Here is a 16,803-nt window from a genome sequence, read left to right as displayed (position 1 = left end):
GCCCGGTGCGGGCCGCCGTGCCGGGGCCGCCGGCCGGCTCCGACGAGCCGGTCGGCTCGCCCGGACTCCCGCTGGACATGGAGAAGTTGCTGTCCGCCCGACTGCACGCGGTGAGGGTCCGCCCCTACCTGGCCGCCGCGCTCTTCGCGCTGCACGTGGTGGAGGACCGGTCGGTGCCGACGATGGCGGTGGACGCGCACTGGCGCTGCTACGTCTCCCCCGGCTTCGTGGCGCGCACCCCGGTGGAGGAGCTGGCGGGCGTCTGGGTGCACGAGGTCTCCCATCTGCTCCGGGACCACCACGGGCGGGGCGAGCGGTATGCACGGGAGCACGAGGAGCACGGGCCGGGCGAGCGAAGCGAGACGGGGGTCCCCCCGGTCGAAGGCTGGGGGAGGCTGCGGCGGAACATCGCCGCCGACTTCGAGATCAACGACGACATCTACGGTGACGGTCTGCCCCTGCCTGCGGGGGCGGTGCTGCCGTCGCTGCTGCGGCTGCCCCACGATCTGCTGATGGAGGAGTACCTGCGGACGGCGTCGATGTCCGGGCTCGCCGCGGAGCTGGCTTGGCTGGACTGCGGCAGTGGTGCCGACGGGCACGACCGGCCGTGGGAGCTGGGGCCCGACGGGGCACACGGACTGAGCAGACAGCAGCGGGACGCCGTCCGCTTCCGGGTCGCAGAGGGGATCAAGGGACGACCGGGCGAGGCGCCGGAGGGGTGGCGCCGGTGGGCGGACGCGGCGTTCCATCCGCCGCAGCCGTGGCGGCAGCTGCTGGGGGCCGCGGTCCGCTCGGCTGCCGGTGCGCCGGGGGTGGGCGAGAACCACAGCTACCGGCGTCCGTCCCGGCGCTCGGCCGGTGTCCCCGGGGTGCTGCTGCCGAGCCTGCGCCGTACGCCACCCCGGGTCTGCGTCGTGATCGACACCTCCGGGTCGGTGAGCGACGCAGAGCTGGGCAGCGCGCTGCTGGAGGTGGCGGCGATCTCGCGAGCGGTGGGCGGGCGGCGCGACCTGGTCTCGGTGATCTCCTGCGACGCGGCGGCCGGGGTCGCCGTCCCGCTCTGCCGCGCCGAGAACATCGCACTGGTCGGGGGCGGGGGAACGGATCTGCGCTCCGGTTTCGCCCGGGCGCTCCGCTCCCGGCCCCGCCCCGACGTGATCGTCGCCCTGACGGACGGTCAGACGCCATGGCCCTCCGCGCAGCCGCCCTGCCGCACCGTCGTCGGTCTCTTTCCCCGTCCGGCCCGCGCCGTGGACGAGGAGAACCCCGACTACGTTCCGGACGCCCCGCCGCCCTGGGCGCGTGTCGTCACCATCGGCTGAGAAAACGCAGTGGCGCGGCATCACCACCCGTTACGAGCGGCCCGCGACCATCCACCCGGCCGCACTCCACATCGCAGCATCTTCCCCCCGGTCCGCCCGCTGATCCCCAAAACGAAACCGCTGGGCGCCCGTGCTCATGGACATGGGGAGCGGGCCACGTCCGTCTCCCGCTGGGCCACCCGCGCGGCATGCCACGGCGAGGCCCGGCTTGGACAATCGCCGGCCCGCCTTCCCAAGAATCGGGTAACAGGGTAGTCATCCAGGTGGAGTCCGGCGCATTGATAGCGTCGGCGGGTGCCGCGCCATCCGGGTGCGGTTCTGCCGTTTCGACCGAGAGAGAGCTGATGTCCCCGACGATCCGCAGGGCCGTGATCCCCGCCGCCGGACTCGGTTCCCGCCTCCTCCCCCTGACCAAGGCCACACCGAAGGAAATGCTGCCGGTCGGCGACAAACCGGTGATCGAGCACACCGTCCGTGAACTGGTGGACTCCGGCATCACCGACATCACCATCGTCGTCTCCGGCGGAAAGTCCCTCATCCAGGACCACTTCCGGCCCAACCCCGGCCTGGTCGCGCAGTTGCGCGCCGACGGCAAGACGGCGTACGCCGACGCGGTGGAGGAGGTCGCCGAACTGGCCCGCAAGGGGCACATCACCTACCTCGACCAGTACGGGCCGTACGGCAACGGCACACCCGTACTGAACGCCGCCCGCAACATCGGCGACGAGCCGGTACTGGTGCTGTGGCCGGACGACGTGTTCGTGGCCGAGGTGCCCCGCGCCCAGCAGCTGATCCGCGCATACGAGCAGACCGCCTGCCCGGTGCTGGCCCTGATGCCCATGGACCCCGCCGACTCCCAGCGCTACGGCGTGCCCGTCGTCAAGGAGGACCTCGGCGAGGGCCTGCTGCGCATCACTGGGCTGGTCGAAAAGCCCATGCCGACTGACGCGCCGTCCTCGTACGCGGCCATCGGCGGCTACGTCATCACCCCCGGAATCATCGACGAACTGCGCGAGCAGACCCGGCGCTGGTACGAGAACCGGGACGGCGAGATCTACCTGACCGACGCCCTCAACGCCTACGCCGGCACCCGTGCGGTGTACGGGCAGGTCATCCAGGGCCGCTGGTACGACACCGGCAACCCGGCCGACTACCTCGTCGCCCAGATGGCCTCCGCCCTCGCCCACGCCGAGTACGGTCCGATCCTGCGCCGCCTGGTCCATGACCTCGACGCCCCTGCCGGCCCGGCCGAGGACACCGCCTCCACGAGCTGACCCGCCCCTCTCACGGCTCCCCGGCCGGATCGCGGCGAGCGGCCCGGCCGGGGAGCCGTGATCAGCTCTCCAGGGCATCCTGGGAGGGTGATCGCCCTCGCCGCATTGTTCGCCGTCATGGGAGCCGCCAGCAATGCGATGGGCACCGCGTTCCAGCGCAAGGCGGCGTCCACCGTTTCGCGCGGCGGAGGCCTGCGGCTGATTCGCGACCTCGCGCACCGCCCCGCCTGGCTGATCGGCATCACGGGGGTCGTCGGTGCCGCCCTGTTCCAGGCTCTGGCCCTGGTGAACGGACCGATGGCACTGGTGCAGCCCCTCTTCGTTCTGGAACTGCCCTTCGCCCTGATGATCGCCGCTCCCCTCATGCACCGACGTCTGCCGAATGCGGCCTGGTGGGCGGTCACGGGGGTGGTCACAGGACTTGCACTGGTGCTCGGGGCCGCAGCGCCGTCCGGTGTAAGGAACCAGGCGTCCATGGACCGGTGGACGCCGGTCCTGGTGTTCTGCCTGGGGGCCATGGCCGCGGCGGTCGCGCTCGCCCGCCCGGGCCGCCCGCCCCTGTTCCGGGCCGCTGTGCTGGCCACGGCCTCAGCCATCGGAAACGCGCTGACCGCCGCGTTGCTGAAGTCCGCCACGGGCAGGTTCGCGGACGACGGCTTTGCCGCCTTCCTCGCGTCCTGGCAGACGTACGGGTTCGCACTGACCGGTATCTGCGCCGTCCTCCTGCTGGAGAACGCGCTCCAGGCGGGCGCGCTGGCCGCGTCGCAGCCGGCGCTGACCATCGGCGACGCCTCAGTGAGCCTGCTGCTGGGCGTCACGCTGTTCGGGGAGGAGATCCGGACCGGCTGGTGGCTTCTGCCAGAGGTGATCGGGGTCGCGCTCATCGCCTGGGGGGTGGTGAGGCTGAGCCGGGTGGTGCCCACCATGAGCCAGGCGCCGGACAGTGCCGCCGCCAGGTCCCGGCGCACTCCGCCCGTGGCGTCGTAAGGGGCCGAAACCGGATCGCGAACCGAAGCCGGATCTTCGACTGAAACCTGCTCTTCGACTGAAACCTGCTCTTCAGCCGGAACGTACCCTCAGCCGGAACGGACTCCTCAGCGGGGCGGGTCAACGCTCCCACGCAGCTCCTTGCGCCAGACGAATTTCAGTCCGGACCAGTCCTCCCCGAGAGAGGCGACCTTCACGTCGACGACGCCGAGCGGCAGCAGGAGCTCGCGAAGCGCGTTCTCGGTGATGTCGCTTTCGTGGCCCGCGGCGCGGCGGGGCCAGGCGATCCAGAGCATGGCGTGCGGGGCAAGGGCGCGGGCCAGACCGGCCGCCTGCTCGTCGAGATCCTTCCGCGCCCGGAAGAAGGCGAGCACGATGTCCGTCGTCCCCTGCGGCCCACCGTCGGACACGTCGCAGCCTTCCGGCAGACCGGGGATCGCCCATCCCTCGGGCCGATGAACGATCCGCACCCGCTGCCCGGCCTTGATCCCGATCTTCTTGGCGAGCGGCGTACCCGAGTACCCACCGGTCGCGGCGCTTGCCGGGCGGGAGCCATTCATCGCACGTCCTTCCGGACCGTTGCAGGGACGCCTCCATCGTGCCCGTCTCACCCGTACAGGAGTCTGATTTGTCCTATCCTTTACGGGCGCGCACGCTGGGACTGTGAGTAACATCACCTGCGCAAAGTGAGCAGCTATGACTGCTTCTGAGCAAAATTCCGGTCACTACGAGTATTCGTCCGATGCCGCCACGGCCATCATCAGCGCAGGGGGCCTCGTCACCGGCTGGAGCCGCGCGGCTCAGCGGCTGCTGGGCTACCCCGCATCCGATGTCGTGGGGCGCCCCGCCACCGATCTCCTCGCCGGCCGGGAGCCCTCCGACGCGGCCGGACTCGCGCTGATCGACTCCCGGGAATGGAGCGGCACGGCGGTACTGCGACACCGCGACGGCCATCGCATCGAACTGACCCTGCACGCCTACCCCTCGCTGGACGGTCACGGCAGGATGCAGGGATTCGTCGTGACCGCCACCACCGGTTCGACCGAGGCCGAACACGACCGGCGGATGGTGGAGTGGGCCTTTGCCCAGTCCTCGATCGCGCTGTCCACCTACACCACCGAGTCGCGCTCCTGGCAGCTGAACGCGGTCGCGTCGGGACACGCGAAGGCGGACCAGGGCGAGCCGCACCGGTCTCCGTACCCGGAGCTTCTGGACGAGAGCCACGCCGACGAAGGATTCCTGCAGTGCGTGCAGCGGGTCGCCGACGAGGCGAAAGCGATGCGCTACGAGCGCCACATACCGGCGCCGCCCTCCTCCCGCCAGAACGCCTGGGTCATAGAGCTCTGGCCCGTCAGGGACCCGGTCGACGGCCGAGTGCGCGGTGTCGGCACCGCGACGTTCGAGAGCAGCGAGCACCACACCGCCCGGCAGCGACTGGCCCTGCTGAACGAGGCGGGCACCTGCATCGGCACCACCCTGAACGTTGCGCGCACCGCCCAGGAACTCGCCGATCTGGCCGTCCCCCGGCTCGCCGACTTCGTCAGCGTGGACCTGCTCGACTCCGTGACCCGTGGCGAGGAGCCGGTCCCCGGGCCGGTCGACGTCGCCGTCGTACTGCGGCGGGTCGCGCACCAGTCCTCCACCAAGGGCGTGCCCGAAGCGGCCGTCACCCTCGGCGCGGTCGACGACTATCCCCCGTTCTCCCCTCCCGCCCGCGCCCTGGCAACCGGGCAGCCGGTGCTCAGCGCGACGGACGACCCCGATTTCGTCCGCTGGCTCGCCGAGGACAAGAAGAGGTTCGACCGCGTGCGCGAGCACGAGTTCCACTCGGTGATGTCCATACCGCTGCGGGCACGCGGGATCCCGCTCGGGGTGGCGGTCCTGGCCCGTCAGAAGGGCTCGGTCCCGTTCGAGCAGGACGATCTGGTCCTTGCGGAGGAACTTGCGGGCAGGGCGGCCGTCGGCGTGGACAACGCGCGCCGCTACACCCGTGAGCGCACCAACGCGCTCACCCTCCAGCGCAGCCTGCTGCCCCGGGACCTCCCCCGGCAGGCGGCCGTGGAGGTCGCGTACCGCTATCTTCCAGCCGGTAAAGGGGCCGGTGTGGGCGGCGACTGGTTCGACGTTGTGCCCTTGTCCGGCACCCGGGTCGCCCTGGTCGTCGGTGACGTGGTCGGCCACGGCATCCATGCCTCGGCCACCATGGGGCGACTGCGTACGGCCGTACGCACCCTTGCCGACGTGGACCTGCCCCCGGACGAACTCCTCACCCATCTCGACGACCTGGTCACCCACCTCACCACGGACGACGACAGTGCCGTCGCGGAAGAACCGTTCACCGGCGGGATCGGTGCCACCTGCCTGTATGCCGTCTACGACCCGGTCTCCCGCATCTGTACGCTCGCCAGCGCCGGCCATGTCCCGCCCGCCGTGCTGCAGCCCGACGGCAGGTGCAGCGTGGTGCGGCTGACCCCGGGTCCGGTGCTGGGCGTCGGCGGCCTGCCGTTCGAGTCCACCGAGCTGACACTGCCCGAAGGCAGTCTGCTCGCCTTCTACACCGACGGCTTGATCGAGGCCGGCGACCATGACATCGTCCGTGGTCTCGACCGGCTGTGCGCAACGCTGGCCGCTCCCGTTCCCTCACTGGACGGCACTTGCGACGCCATTCTCAGGGCGATGCTGCCCGAGGCCCCAGCGGACGACGTGGCCCTCCTCCTCGCGCGCACCCGGGCCCTGCACGCCGATCAGGTCGCCGCCTGGGCTCTGCCGTCGGACCCCGCGGTCGTCGCCGACGCGCGGGCCCAGACCTCCCGCCAGCTCTCGCTCTGGGGTCTGGAGGACGCGGCGTTCGTCACCGAGCTGGTGGTGAGCGAGCTGGTCACCAACGCCATCCGGTACGGAGACGTGCCCATCGGACTGCGGCTGATCCGGGACCGCACCCTGATCTGCGAGGTCTCCGACGCCAGCAGCACCGCTCCCCATCTGCGCCGTGCCCGCACCTACGACGAGGGCGGACGCGGCCTGCACATGGTCGCCCAGCTCACCCAGGGCTGGGGCACCCGCCAGACCCCCACCGGCAAGACGATCTGGGCCGAACAGTCCCTCCCGGTCGGTTGATACGAGGGGCACGCAGCGGCCTCTACGAACGGCCCTCGGCGAGGCGCACGGCCGTCTCCAGCAACAGGGCGTGGACGATCGCCCGCGGAAGGTTGCCGCGCAGCCGGCGCCGGCCGACGTCGAACTCCTCCGCGTACAGCCCCGACGCGCCGCAGGCCGCGCGGTTGCGTTCGAACCAGCGGTGGGCGTCGACCGGGCGGCCCTGCTGGTGTTCGGCGAGCGCCATGGCGAACCCGCACAACAGGAACGCGCCCTCTGTCTCGTCCGAAGGTCCGTCGTCGTGGCGGAAGCGCTGGATGAAGTGGTCGTACGTCAGCAGGCGCCGGCAGCCGGCCAGGGTGGCCCGGGTGCGGGCGTCGTCCGCGGGCAGCACGCCGCGTACGGCGGGCAGCAGCAGCGCGGCATCGGCAGAGGGGTCCTCGGGTGTGCGCTGCCAACGGCCGTCGCGGTGTACGCAGGTTGCCGACGTGGCGGCGAGGACGGTGTCCGCGAGCCCGGTGCAGGTGCCGGCGAGCGGGTGCCGTGGTGCCGCGGCGGCCATGGCACGCAGCCCGGCCACACAGGTCAGCCGGCTGTGGGTCCACAGCCGGGCGTCCAGCTCCCAGATCCCGGCGTCGGGCTGTCGCCATCGCTCGGCGATGGCCTGCACCGCCAGGTCGACGGCCTGCCACGCGGTGGTGTCCAGCCGCTGCCTTCGTTCGGCCGCCGCGAAGAGGAGAAGGGCTTCGCCGAAGCAGTCGAGCTGGAACTGCCTCCTCACCCCGTTGCCCACACGGCGGAAGCCGCCCGGGTAGCCGGGCAGATCGAGTTCCCGCGGGTCGGGCACGGAGGTGCCGTGGACGGTATAGGCGGGGGCGAGGTGCGTGCCGTCGGCCAGCAGCCGCTCGCTGACGAAGCGCACGGCTGTGTCCAGCAGTTCCGGAGCGCCGGCGGCGGCCGCGGCCTGCCCGGCATGGCTCTGGTCGCGGATCCACACATACCGGTAGTCGTGGTGGCGCCCTGCTGCGGCGCGATCGGGCAGGCTGGTGGTGGCCGCCGCGACCATGCCGCCGCCGTGGGAGGTCAGGCCGCGCAGGACGGCGTAGGCGTGTCGGGCGTCCCGCGTGGCGGTGGTGCGGTGCAGCCCGGGAACGGCCTCTCGCCATGCCTCTTCGGTCGCGGACCACGCCTGCTCCGCCGAAGGGGGCGTGCGGGGCAACGGTGAGGCGGAGCACTCCAGGACCAGGTCGTGATGCTCGCCGGGCCCGAGCACGATCTCGGCGGTCAGACCCTCGCCGAGGGCGACGGCGGCCGAGGCCCCCTGCCAGCGCAGGCGATGGGGGCCGGAGTTCAGGTACCAGACACCGTCGTCGCTGCGGTGCGCGGAGGTCCGGGATGCGCGGCCGTAGTCGGAGTGCGGGTCGAGCAGGACCCGCACATGGGCCGGTCCGTCCACGGCGCGCAGCTGCCGCAGCAGCACGAGGCGGCTCGGCTCGCCGGGAAAGGCGAGGGCCTCACGGCACTCGGTCACGCCCTCGGTGGTGACCCAACGGCTGCGCCAGATCAGGGTGCCCTCCTCGTAGTACCCGCCGAAGACGTGGCGGGCCTGCGGGGTGACGGCGTAGCCGCCCAGGCCGCCGATGAGGGAGGCGAAGACGGCGTCGTCGTGCCAGCTGGGGGCGCACAGCCAGCTGATGGCGCCATCCGGACCGGTCAGCGCCCCACGCTCCCCGTCGGCGAGCAACGCGTAGTCGTGCAGCGCGTGAGGCGCGAAGCATGTGCTCATGGGTGCCGCCTCCTGGTCCCGGGCAGGCCGGGCGTCGCCTCGCTGCCGGGGTGCAGTCGGCCCGGCGGGGTACGGCCGACTGCGCGCTCGAAGATCACCTCGTACGAGTGTGCGTCTTCCCGGCCGACCAACCCGAGCCCTGCGGCTGAGTCAGTGCGGCCACCAGTGACGTGGCGCTGTCCTCGTCCGATTCCTCCAGGAATTCATGGCGTATCTGCCGTGCCGCGACCCGGCCGGAGGTCAGGCACCACTGCCACCAGTGGTCCAGTCGCCGGGTGGCCAGGCGGTCGGCGGGCACCACGGCGGGCCAGCCGCAGGCATCGGCCTGGGCGGTCAGCTTCGCCCCGCCGGCGACGGGGTCCACGGCCAGGGTGGGCACCCCGTCGCGCAGTGCGAGGACCAGCCCGTGCAGCCGGTCGGTGACCACGAGGTCCATCCGGGCCAGCACGGACTCGAACTGCGCGGGCGTGGCGCACAGCCGCCAGTCCCGGCTGTCGAGCCGGGGCTCCAGATCGACGCACGCGCAGTCCTTGTCCGCCAGCCATCGCGTCACCGCCTCGGCCGCCTCGCCGAGCCGTTGTCTGTCCCCGTACTCCTGCTGCCCGTGGGCGAGGATCACCCCGACCACCGGTGTCATCGGTTCGACGGGAGCGTGGGCGGCGAGATCGGGCAGCGGCTGCGCGGCGGGCGCGTCCCTCGGCAGTACGCAGTCGAAGCCGGTGACCGCCGGGTCTGCGGCGTCGAGCACCGATGTGCCGACGGCGATCCGCACACAGTGGGCGAACCGTCGGTGCAGGTCCTCGACCTGCGGCCCGTGCAGTTGTCCGCTCACGAACACCAGATACGAGTACGCGGTCGGCTGCACGTCGTCCAGATGCACCGCCGACGGCCGGAAGCCGGGGCTCCACGCCACGTCGTAGTCCATGGCCTCCCGGCGCAGGACATCCTCGACCCGCCGCAGGGCCAGCGCGTCTCCCGCGGTGGCCTCTGCGTCGGAGAAGCTGAACCACCCGGTCAGCAGAATCCTCGCGCACACAGCAACGTACGAGTTCCCCTTCCCGTCCGTGCTCACTCGTCCCAGTCGTGAATCGCCGCATCCACTGCCCCATTGCCCTCCATACCTCCGCCGGGCAAAGGCGTCGTACGGTAGGGACCGCGACCAGGGAAGGACTTCGACTTGGTGCCGACCAAGCCCCACTCCGTGCCGCCCCGCCCGCCCGCCCGGGTGCGCGAGCGCGTCGGCGTATGACCGCGCCTTCTGCGGCCGGACCCGGCGAAGGGCCGGGCGCCGCGGTGGCCCGGCTCACCGGGTGCCCGGTGAGCCGGGAGCGTCCGGTGACCGGGGCGCTCACCGAAGTCACACTCGACGGCGGGCAGGTCGTGATGGTCAAGCGCGGCGACGAACCCACCGCCCTACGGGCAGAGGCGGCGGGGCTGCGGTGGCTGGCGGACGCCGGCACGGTGCGCATCCCTGCGGTGCACGGCCAAGACCGGAGCCGGCTGGTGACGGACCGCGTCCCGCCCGGCCGGCCGAGCGCCCGGGCCGCAGCCCGCTTCGGCCGGGATCTGGCCGCCCTGCATGCCGCGGGCGCCCCCGCTTTCGGCGCCCCGCCACCCGGCGGTCCCGAGGACGCGTACATCGGGCTCGCCCCCATGCGCAACGTCCCCGGCGCCGACTGGCCGAGCTGGTACGCGGAGCACCGTGTACTGCCCTACCTGCGCCTCACGGTCGACAACGGCACGCTGCGCTCCACCGAGACGGCCGTGATCGAACGCGTCTGCGAGCAACTGCCCGAACTGGCGGGTCCCGGCGAGCCGCCCGCCCGGCTCCACGGCGATCTGTGGAACGGCAACATCCTGTGGGGCGATGACGGGAACGTCTGGCTCATCGACCCTGCCGCACACGGCGGGCACCGGGAGACCGACCTGGCGATGCTCCATCTGTTCGGCTGCCCGCACCTGGACCATGTGGTGGACGCCTACCGGGAGGCAGCGCCCCCGGCCGACGGCTGGACGGACCGCATCGGACTGCACCAGCTCTTCCCCCTGCTGGTCCACGCGGTGCTGTTCGGCCGGGGCTACGCCGAGCAGGCGCTGACCACAGCCCGGGCCACCTTGGCGAAATGACCCGTCGCCGGCGGAGCACTTCCGGCTGTCCGGCGTGCGGGGATCGCCGGGTCGGGCGGGTACGGTCACCTGGTCACCGCACGTGAAGGAGCCGCAATGTCCCGCGCCGCCACACCGTTCGAGCTGCTGCCGGGTGCCGGGGACTCGCCCGTGATTCTTCATGTGCCGCACTCCGCACGGGAGATACCGCCCGGCGTGCGTGCGGGCATCCTGCTCGACGACACGGCACTCGCCCGCGAGCTGGACCACATCACGGACGCGCACACGGCGGCGCTGGCCGACCTGGCCGCCGAGGCCGCCTCGGTCAAGCCCTGGCGGTTCGTCAACCGGCTGTCGCGGCTGGTGATCGACCCCGAGCGGTTTCCCGACGCACGGGAGGAGATGCTGGCCGTGGGGATGGGCGCGGTGTACACGCGCACCACGGACCGCCGGCCCCTGCGGCCGGCCGACACCGACCCGCAGCCGCTGCTCCGGCGCTACTTCCATCCATACGCGCGGGCGATGACCGCGGCGGTGGCGGACCGGCTGGCCGCCACCGGGCGTGCTGTCGTCCTCGATGTCCACTCGTATCCCACCGCCCGTCTGCCGTACGAACTGCACGGCGACGGCCCCCGGCCGCCGATCTGCCTGGGCACCGACTCCTTCCACACGCCGCCCGAGCTGGTCGCCCTGGCACGCGAGGCGTTCGCGGGGTTCGGGGGGACGGGTGTCGACAGTCCGTTCTCCGGGGCGTACGTGCCGTTGGAGTTCTACGGCACGCAGCAGCGGGTCACGGCCCTGATGGTGGAGATCCGTCGCGACACCTACATGACCGAACCGGGCGGAGCCGCGGGCCCCGGGCTCACCCTCCTCGCCTCGGCGCTGACCGCCCTGGTCGACGCCGTGACGTGATGTGCGGACATGCCGTGGGGGTCACCCGGCGGGTGGCCCCCACGGGTGGAGAGGTCAGCTGGTCGTCAGGGCCGTGTCATCGACGACGAAGCTGGTCTGCAGCGAGGAGTCCTCCACGCCGCTGAACTTCAGGGTGACCGTGGACCCCGCGAGCGAGGACAGGTCGAAGGACTTCTGGGTGTAGCCGGAGGCGGCGTTCAGGTTCGAGTACGTCGCCAGCGTTTTCGAACCGGCGGTCACCGTCAGCTTGTCGTACTGGGTGCTGGTGGTGGTCTCCGACGTGTCTATGTGCAGGTAGAACGTCAGCGTCGCCTTGCAGCCGCTCGGGATCGTCACCGACTGGGACAGCGTGTCGGTGTGCGAGGAGCCGTAGCCGTCGAGCCAGGCGTAGTACGAACCGCCGTGCGCCGACTCACCGCTGTCGTTGGTGATGACACCGCTCGTGGCGGTCCAGGTGGTGTTGCCCGACTCGAAGCCCGGGTTGCCCAGCAACTGCGTCGAAGAGCAGGTGCCGCCACCGCCGGACGAGCTGACCGTCCAGCTGAAGCTTGCGGTCCCGGTCGCCCCCGTGCTGTCGGTCACCGTCACGGTGGTGCTGTAGGTGCCCGCCGCCGTCGGGGTGCCGGAGATGACGCCGGTCGAGCTGTTGATCGACAGGCCGGTCGGCAGGCCCGACGCCGCGTAGGTGAGCGAACCGCTGTTGGTGCTGGAGGCCGAGATCTGCAGACTCACCGCGGTACCCACGGTGGAGGACTGGCTGCCCGGATTGGTGACGGTCACGCCCGAGGAGGGCGGCGTGATGTGGCTGCCGACATTGATCCCCGCGAAGGCGTTGCCGACCCCCGCGTACTGGGTGGAGTTGGTGCCGTACAGCGCCGCGGCCGCGTTCAGGGCGGCGGTACGCGCGCCGGCGTAATCCGTGCTGGACGTCATGTACGTCGTCAGCGCCTTGTACCAGATCTGCAGGGCCGCGGCCCGTCCGATGCCCGTGACGGCGACACCGTCCGAGGTGGGGCTGTCGTACGTGACGCCGTTGATGGTCTTGCTGCCGCTGCCCTCGGAGAGCAGGTAGAACATGTGGTTCGCCGGGCCGGAGGAGTAGTGGACGTCCAGGTTGCCGACCCCGGAGTACCAGCTGTCGGCCGAGGAGCCGTCCTTGCTCGGCTTGTCCATGTAACGCAGCGGCGTGCCGTTGCCGTTGATGTCGATCTTCTCGCCGATGAGGTAGTCGCCGACGTCGGACGAGTTGTTCGCGTAGAACTCGACGCCGGTGCCGAAGATATCGGAGGTCGCCTCGTTCAACCCGCCCGATTCACCGCTGTAGTCGAGGCCCGCCGTGTTGGAGGTGACGCCATGGCTCATCTCGTGGCCGGCCACGTCCAGCGAGGTCAGCGCGTGCGTGCCGCCTGAGCCGTCGCCGTAGGTCATGCAGAAGCAGCTGTCGTCCCAGAACGCGTTGACGTACGCCGAGCTGTAGTGGACGCGGGAGTAGGCCGCGACGCCGTCGTTCTTGATGCCGCTGCGACCGAAGGTGTTCTTGTAGAAGTCCCAGGTCTCCTGCGCGCCGTAGGCGGCGTCCGCGCCGGCCGTCTGGGTGTTGGACCCGGATCCGTTGCCCCAGACGTCGTCGGAGTCCGTCATCAGGGTGCCGGTGCCCGAGGTGCCGTTGTTGAGGTTGTACGTCCTGTGCCCGCCACGCGTGGTGTCGTACAGCTGGTACGTCGAGCCGGACAGCGTGGTGTTCAGCGTCACCGTGCCGCTGTACTGGGTGTTGCCGGTGCCAGTCTCGATGGCCTGGTAGCGGTGGAGCTCCGCGCCGGTGGTGGCGTCCGTGATGACGTGCAGCTTGCTGGGGGTGCCGTCGTCCTGGAACCCGCCGATCACCGTCTCCCAGGCGAGCTTCGGGGTGCCGCTGCCCGCCCAGATCACCTTACGGGCGCTGTCGGTGGCGGGCTGCTTGGCGTCGAGGGCCTTGGCCGCCTTCAGCGCCTTGCTCTGGGCCGCCGACTTGGTGAAGGTCGCCGTGGTGGAGGCCACCTTGATGGTGTGCTTGTTGTTGAAGGTGGTGCTCATCGTGCCGGAGGCCAGCGAGGCCGGCGGGGTGTGCACGATCAGGTCGCCGCCCAGCACGGGCAGGCCCGCGTAGGTGCGCTCGTAACGGGTGTGGAGCGTACCGTCGTTGTCCTTGACGACGTCCTTGACGACCAGCTTCTCCTTCGATCCCAGGCCGAGGGAGCGTGCGGTCTGCGTCGTTTTCTCGGCCGCGCTCTTCATCAGGGCGCTGTGCTGGGCGGGGGTGAGCCTGGCCTCCAGGCCCCCGCTGCGCAGGGGACTGGCGTGGGGAGCGGGCTTGGCGGCCGCGGGGACCGTCTGTATGCCCACGGCGAGAATAGCGGCAGTCGCCACCAGGGCGCCTGCCGCTGTCGCCTTTCGGGGAATTCGTCTCACTCGTACTCCTCCTGCTGCGGCCGCGAGTCGTACGGCCGGTGACAGACCGGGCAGACGGGATGTGCTGTCCGGGACGAGCTGACCGGTGCGGAACCGTCATCGCGGGCGGGCCGGAACGGCCTGGCCGCGATGGCTGGACGCAGGGTGACAGACTTGACCCGAGCATGTCATTGCCACGGCAGTGAGTCGAGGGTTGTCCCTCGACGGCCGCGCCCCACCCTCCGTCAGAAGCGGCCTCAGGACAGGAGCGGGAGCCTTCCGACGATCTTGCTGACGCGGTTGCGCGGTCCCACGATGCTCACGGCGCAGTAGGCGAGGTCCACGACGGCGGTCCTGCTCAGGGCGGCGCGGTAGTCGGCGTAGACCAGTTTCTCCTGGGCCAGGGCCGGCATGTCGGCGACGAAGGTGTCGGCGTACGAGGCGGCCTTGGCCCGGATGGCGCGCAGCGCGTCGGCATCCGCGGCCAGCACCGAGCAGCCGGCCCAGGGCAGCCCGGGGTGCACGGTGCCCTCGGCATCGGCGACGTCGTCGCCGAGCAGGCCCGTCACCGCGGACTGCGTCGCCGCCGCCGCACAGATCGCGGCGTTGACGGCCCGGCCCGGCGGCAGATCACGGTCGACGACCACAACCCACTTCAGCCGTGCCGCGCGGGTCGAGACGGTCGGGTCGAATTCGTCGGGTGCGAAACCGATGCGGGTGATGGTCGCGTTTTCGTCGGCCATTGCCTCGCCTCCTGAGCATTTCTGCGGGCTGAAGGCGAAATGCTATGCAGATGTGCGTCAGGAGCCCAGGCCTGCTGAATATTCGTCGCCGACCGCCGGTGACAGAGGCATCGGCGGCGCACTTCGTGCGGTCATCCGCGGGAAGCAGCGTCGGATGTGCGGCGGGAAGCCCCTTGCCGTCACCGGGTCCTCCGTGGGGTGCGCGGGCCTTCGGCGGCGGGTTCGATACGGCGGGACTGGACGTGTTCGTAGGCCATGACGGTCTGCACATCGGCGATCTCGCGGCGTTCGGTGAGACGGTCGATGACGAAGGCGTAGACGCCGTTGACGTCCGGGACGGCGATATGGATCAAGAAGTCGTGCGCCCCCGACGTCACGAACAGCCCGATGGTTTCGGGAAGTTGGGCGGCCCATTCACGGAACCCCTCGATGACGGGGCGGGCCGGCGGCCGGATGCGGACGGAGATGAGGGCCTGGACCGGGCGGCCCACCGCCTCCAGGTCCACCGCCGCGTGGTAGCCGGTGATCACCCCGCGCTCACGCAGCAGCCGCACGCGCTCCAGCGAGGTGGACGGGGAGACTCCCGTCTTGGCGGCCAGGTCCCGGTTGGTCTGCCGTGCGTCGTTCTGGAGCTCGCGCAGCAGCGCACGGTCCAGTGCGTCCATGTCCATACGGGCCACGGTACGCCGCACGAAGTTCGGCAAGCACCGTCGTTCGCCGGACATGTGCACCGGTCCCCGCGGATGCCGGTGACGACGGCCGGCCCCGGGCCTGCGCCACTTTCTGTTATCGGCGGCGGCCCGGAACGTCTCCTGTGCGAAGTCGTCCGCATCGGAACATCCCACGAGACCCGAGGACCGAAGCACGTGAGAGCACAGATCAGCCGCCGGAACATGCTGAAGATCGCCGGTACGGCCGCGGGCGCGGCCGTCGTCACCGCAGCCGTCCCGACCGCCGAGGCGTCGGCGGCGGGCGCGGCCTTCGCGCACCCCGGGCTGCTGCACACCCGAACCGACCTCAACCGCATGGCGGCCAAGGTCACGGCGGGCGCCGCTCCGTACAAGGCGGGTTTCGCCCGGCTCATCGCCAACCCGCATGCGCAGAGCACCTGGACGGCCCGTCCGGCGGCAACCGTCTACCGGGGAGGGGGTACGCCCCAGAACTACGCCACCCTCTACAACGACGTCCACGCCGCCTATCAGAACGCCCTGCGCTGGCACATCACCGGGGAGACCGCGCACGCGGACACCGCCGTCGCCATCCTCAACGCCTGGTCGGCCGAACTCACCAGGCTCGACGGCAGCGCCGACCGTTTTCTCGCGGCCGGGCTCTACGGCTACCAGTTCGCCAACGCCGCCGAACTCATGCGCGGCCACGACGGATTCGCGCTGGCCCGCTTCCAGAAGATGATGCGTGACGTCTTCCTGCCGCTCAGCTCGGACTTCCTCAAGCACCACAACGGCGCCTACGTCACCAATTACTGGACGAACTGGGACCTGACGGCCATGGCCTGCGTCCTCGCCGTCGGCATCCTCTGCGACGACCGCACGGCGTTCGATCAGGCAGTCTCCTACTTCAAGCACGGCGAGGGACTGGGCGCGATCAAGAACGCCATCCCGGTGGTGTACTCCGACGGCCTCGCCGAGTGGGTCGAGGCGGGCCGCGACCAGGGCCACGCCCTGCTGGGTGTCGGCCTGATGGGCACGGTGTGCGAAATGGCCTGGAACCAGGGCGTCGACCTGTACGGCTACGACGACAACCGCTTCCTCAAGGGCGCGCAGTACGTGGCCAAGTGGAGCATGGGCGGATCCGTGCCCTACACGGCGAACACACGGAAGAAGGGCGCGGCCGGCATCTGGTCCGGCAACGAGACCGCGAGCAAGGCGGCGGGCGTGAATCCAACCATGACGCGTCCGATCTGGGCCATGATCGCCAACCACTACACCAAGCGCCGGGGCCTGAACGCGCCCTACCTCACGCAGATCGCCGCCAAGACGGCTCCGGAGGGCGGCGGCGGGGACTACGGCCCGAACAGCGGCGGGTACGACCAACTCGGCTTCGGCACGCTGACGTTCACCCGCGACCGCGCGACAGCGGCCGAGGCGTCGGCGTCCCCGACGCCCGCCTCGGGCTCCGGCGCCGGCGCCGGA

At 71.1% G+C, this 16,803-nt stretch carries 13 protein-coding genes; 7 read left to right on the top strand and 6 right to left on the bottom strand.

Annotation, left to right across the window (positions count from 1 at the left end; translation table 11 throughout):
* The 3 genes from ABT186_RS44840 to ABT186_RS44830 all read left to right on the top strand — a co-directional run.
* A partial coding sequence (locus tag ABT186_RS44840; RefSeq protein WP_502973519.1) for a vWA domain-containing protein occupies positions 1-1,322 on the top strand: 1,322 nt, incomplete at its 5' end.
* Between the two features lie 344 nt (positions 1,323-1,666).
* On the top strand, positions 1,667-2,596 hold the full coding sequence (locus tag ABT186_RS44835) for a UTP--glucose-1-phosphate uridylyltransferase (protein WP_351233267.1): 930 nt from the start codon (positions 1,667-1,669) through the stop codon (positions 2,594-2,596).
* A gap of 87 nt (positions 2,597-2,683) precedes the next feature.
* Positions 2,684-3,583 (top strand): DMT family transporter, encoded by a 900-nt coding sequence (locus tag ABT186_RS44830; protein WP_351233265.1) that lies wholly within the window; start codon positions 2,684-2,686, stop codon positions 3,581-3,583.
* 107 nt (positions 3,584-3,690) lie between these two features.
* Here ABT186_RS44830 and ABT186_RS44825 read toward each other — a convergent pair whose 3' ends face one another.
* On the bottom strand, positions 3,691-4,143 hold the full coding sequence (locus ABT186_RS44825) for a DUF3052 domain-containing protein (protein WP_351930155.1): 453 nt from the start codon (positions 4,141-4,143) through the stop codon (positions 3,691-3,693).
* A gap of 136 nt (positions 4,144-4,279) precedes the next feature.
* On the opposite strand from ABT186_RS44825, the gene ABT186_RS44820 reads away from it, so the two are divergent.
* The gene (locus ABT186_RS44820; RefSeq protein ID WP_351930153.1) at positions 4,280-6,700 is read left to right on the top strand and encodes an ATP-binding SpoIIE family protein phosphatase; all 2,421 of its coding nucleotides are present in this window, start codon (positions 4,280-4,282) and stop codon (positions 6,698-6,700) included.
* Between the two features lie 22 nt (positions 6,701-6,722).
* Here the strand turns inward: ABT186_RS44820 and ABT186_RS44815 are convergent, their stop codons facing one another.
* Both ABT186_RS44815 and ABT186_RS44810 read right to left on the bottom strand, forming a co-directional pair.
* Entirely contained in the window at positions 6,723-8,465 is a 1,743-nt protein-coding gene (locus ABT186_RS44815) for a glycoside hydrolase family 15 protein (RefSeq protein ID WP_351930151.1), read from the bottom strand.
* Positions 8,466-8,559: 94 nt separating this feature from the next.
* Positions 8,560-9,537: a polysaccharide pyruvyl transferase family protein gene (locus ABT186_RS44810; protein WP_351930149.1), complete on the bottom strand. Its 978-nt coding sequence runs from the start codon at positions 9,535-9,537 to the stop codon at positions 8,560-8,562.
* 173 nt (positions 9,538-9,710) lie between these two features.
* On the opposite strand from ABT186_RS44810, the gene ABT186_RS44805 reads away from it, so the two are divergent.
* Both ABT186_RS44805 and ABT186_RS44800 read left to right on the top strand, forming a co-directional pair.
* A complete protein-coding gene (locus ABT186_RS44805; RefSeq protein ID WP_351930147.1) occupies positions 9,711-10,592 on the top strand; it encodes a fructosamine kinase family protein in 882 nt (293 codons plus the stop codon).
* A gap of 96 nt (positions 10,593-10,688) precedes the next feature.
* The gene (locus ABT186_RS44800) at positions 10,689-11,483 is read left to right on the top strand and encodes an N-formylglutamate amidohydrolase (protein ID WP_351930145.1); all 795 of its coding nucleotides are present in this window, start codon (positions 10,689-10,691) and stop codon (positions 11,481-11,483) included.
* A 54-nt stretch (positions 11,484-11,537) separates the two neighbouring features.
* Here ABT186_RS44800 and ABT186_RS44795 read toward each other — a convergent pair whose 3' ends face one another.
* The 3 genes from ABT186_RS44795 to ABT186_RS44785 all read right to left on the bottom strand — a co-directional run bounded on the left by ABT186_RS44795 (position 11,538) and on the right by ABT186_RS44785 (position 15,318).
* Entirely contained in the window at positions 11,538-13,931 is a 2,394-nt protein-coding gene (locus ABT186_RS44795; RefSeq protein ID WP_351930143.1) for a M4 family metallopeptidase, read from the bottom strand.
* Positions 13,932-14,167: 236 nt separating this feature from the next.
* A complete protein-coding gene (locus ABT186_RS44790; RefSeq protein ID WP_351930141.1) occupies positions 14,168-14,653 on the bottom strand; it encodes a DUF2000 domain-containing protein in 486 nt (161 codons plus the stop codon).
* Between the two features lie 179 nt (positions 14,654-14,832).
* Positions 14,833-15,318 carry an Lrp/AsnC family transcriptional regulator gene (locus ABT186_RS44785; protein ID WP_351237241.1) on the bottom strand — a complete coding sequence of 162 codons (486 nt, stop codon included), beginning with the start codon at positions 15,316-15,318 and terminating at the stop codon, positions 14,833-14,835.
* 228 nt (positions 15,319-15,546) lie between these two features.
* Here ABT186_RS44785 and ABT186_RS44780 point away from each other — a divergent pair.
* Positions 15,547-16,803: alginate lyase family protein (locus tag ABT186_RS44780; protein ID WP_351930157.1), on the top strand; the 1,257-nt coding region annotated here is incomplete at its 3' end.

The organism is Streptomyces sp. NPDC001634 (assembly GCF_040298185.1).
Classification (GTDB): Bacteria; Actinomycetota; Actinomycetes; order Streptomycetales; family Streptomycetaceae; genus Streptomyces.
The sequence above is the reverse complement of the archived record's forward strand: the minus strand, read 5'-3'. Positions and strand labels throughout refer to the sequence as shown.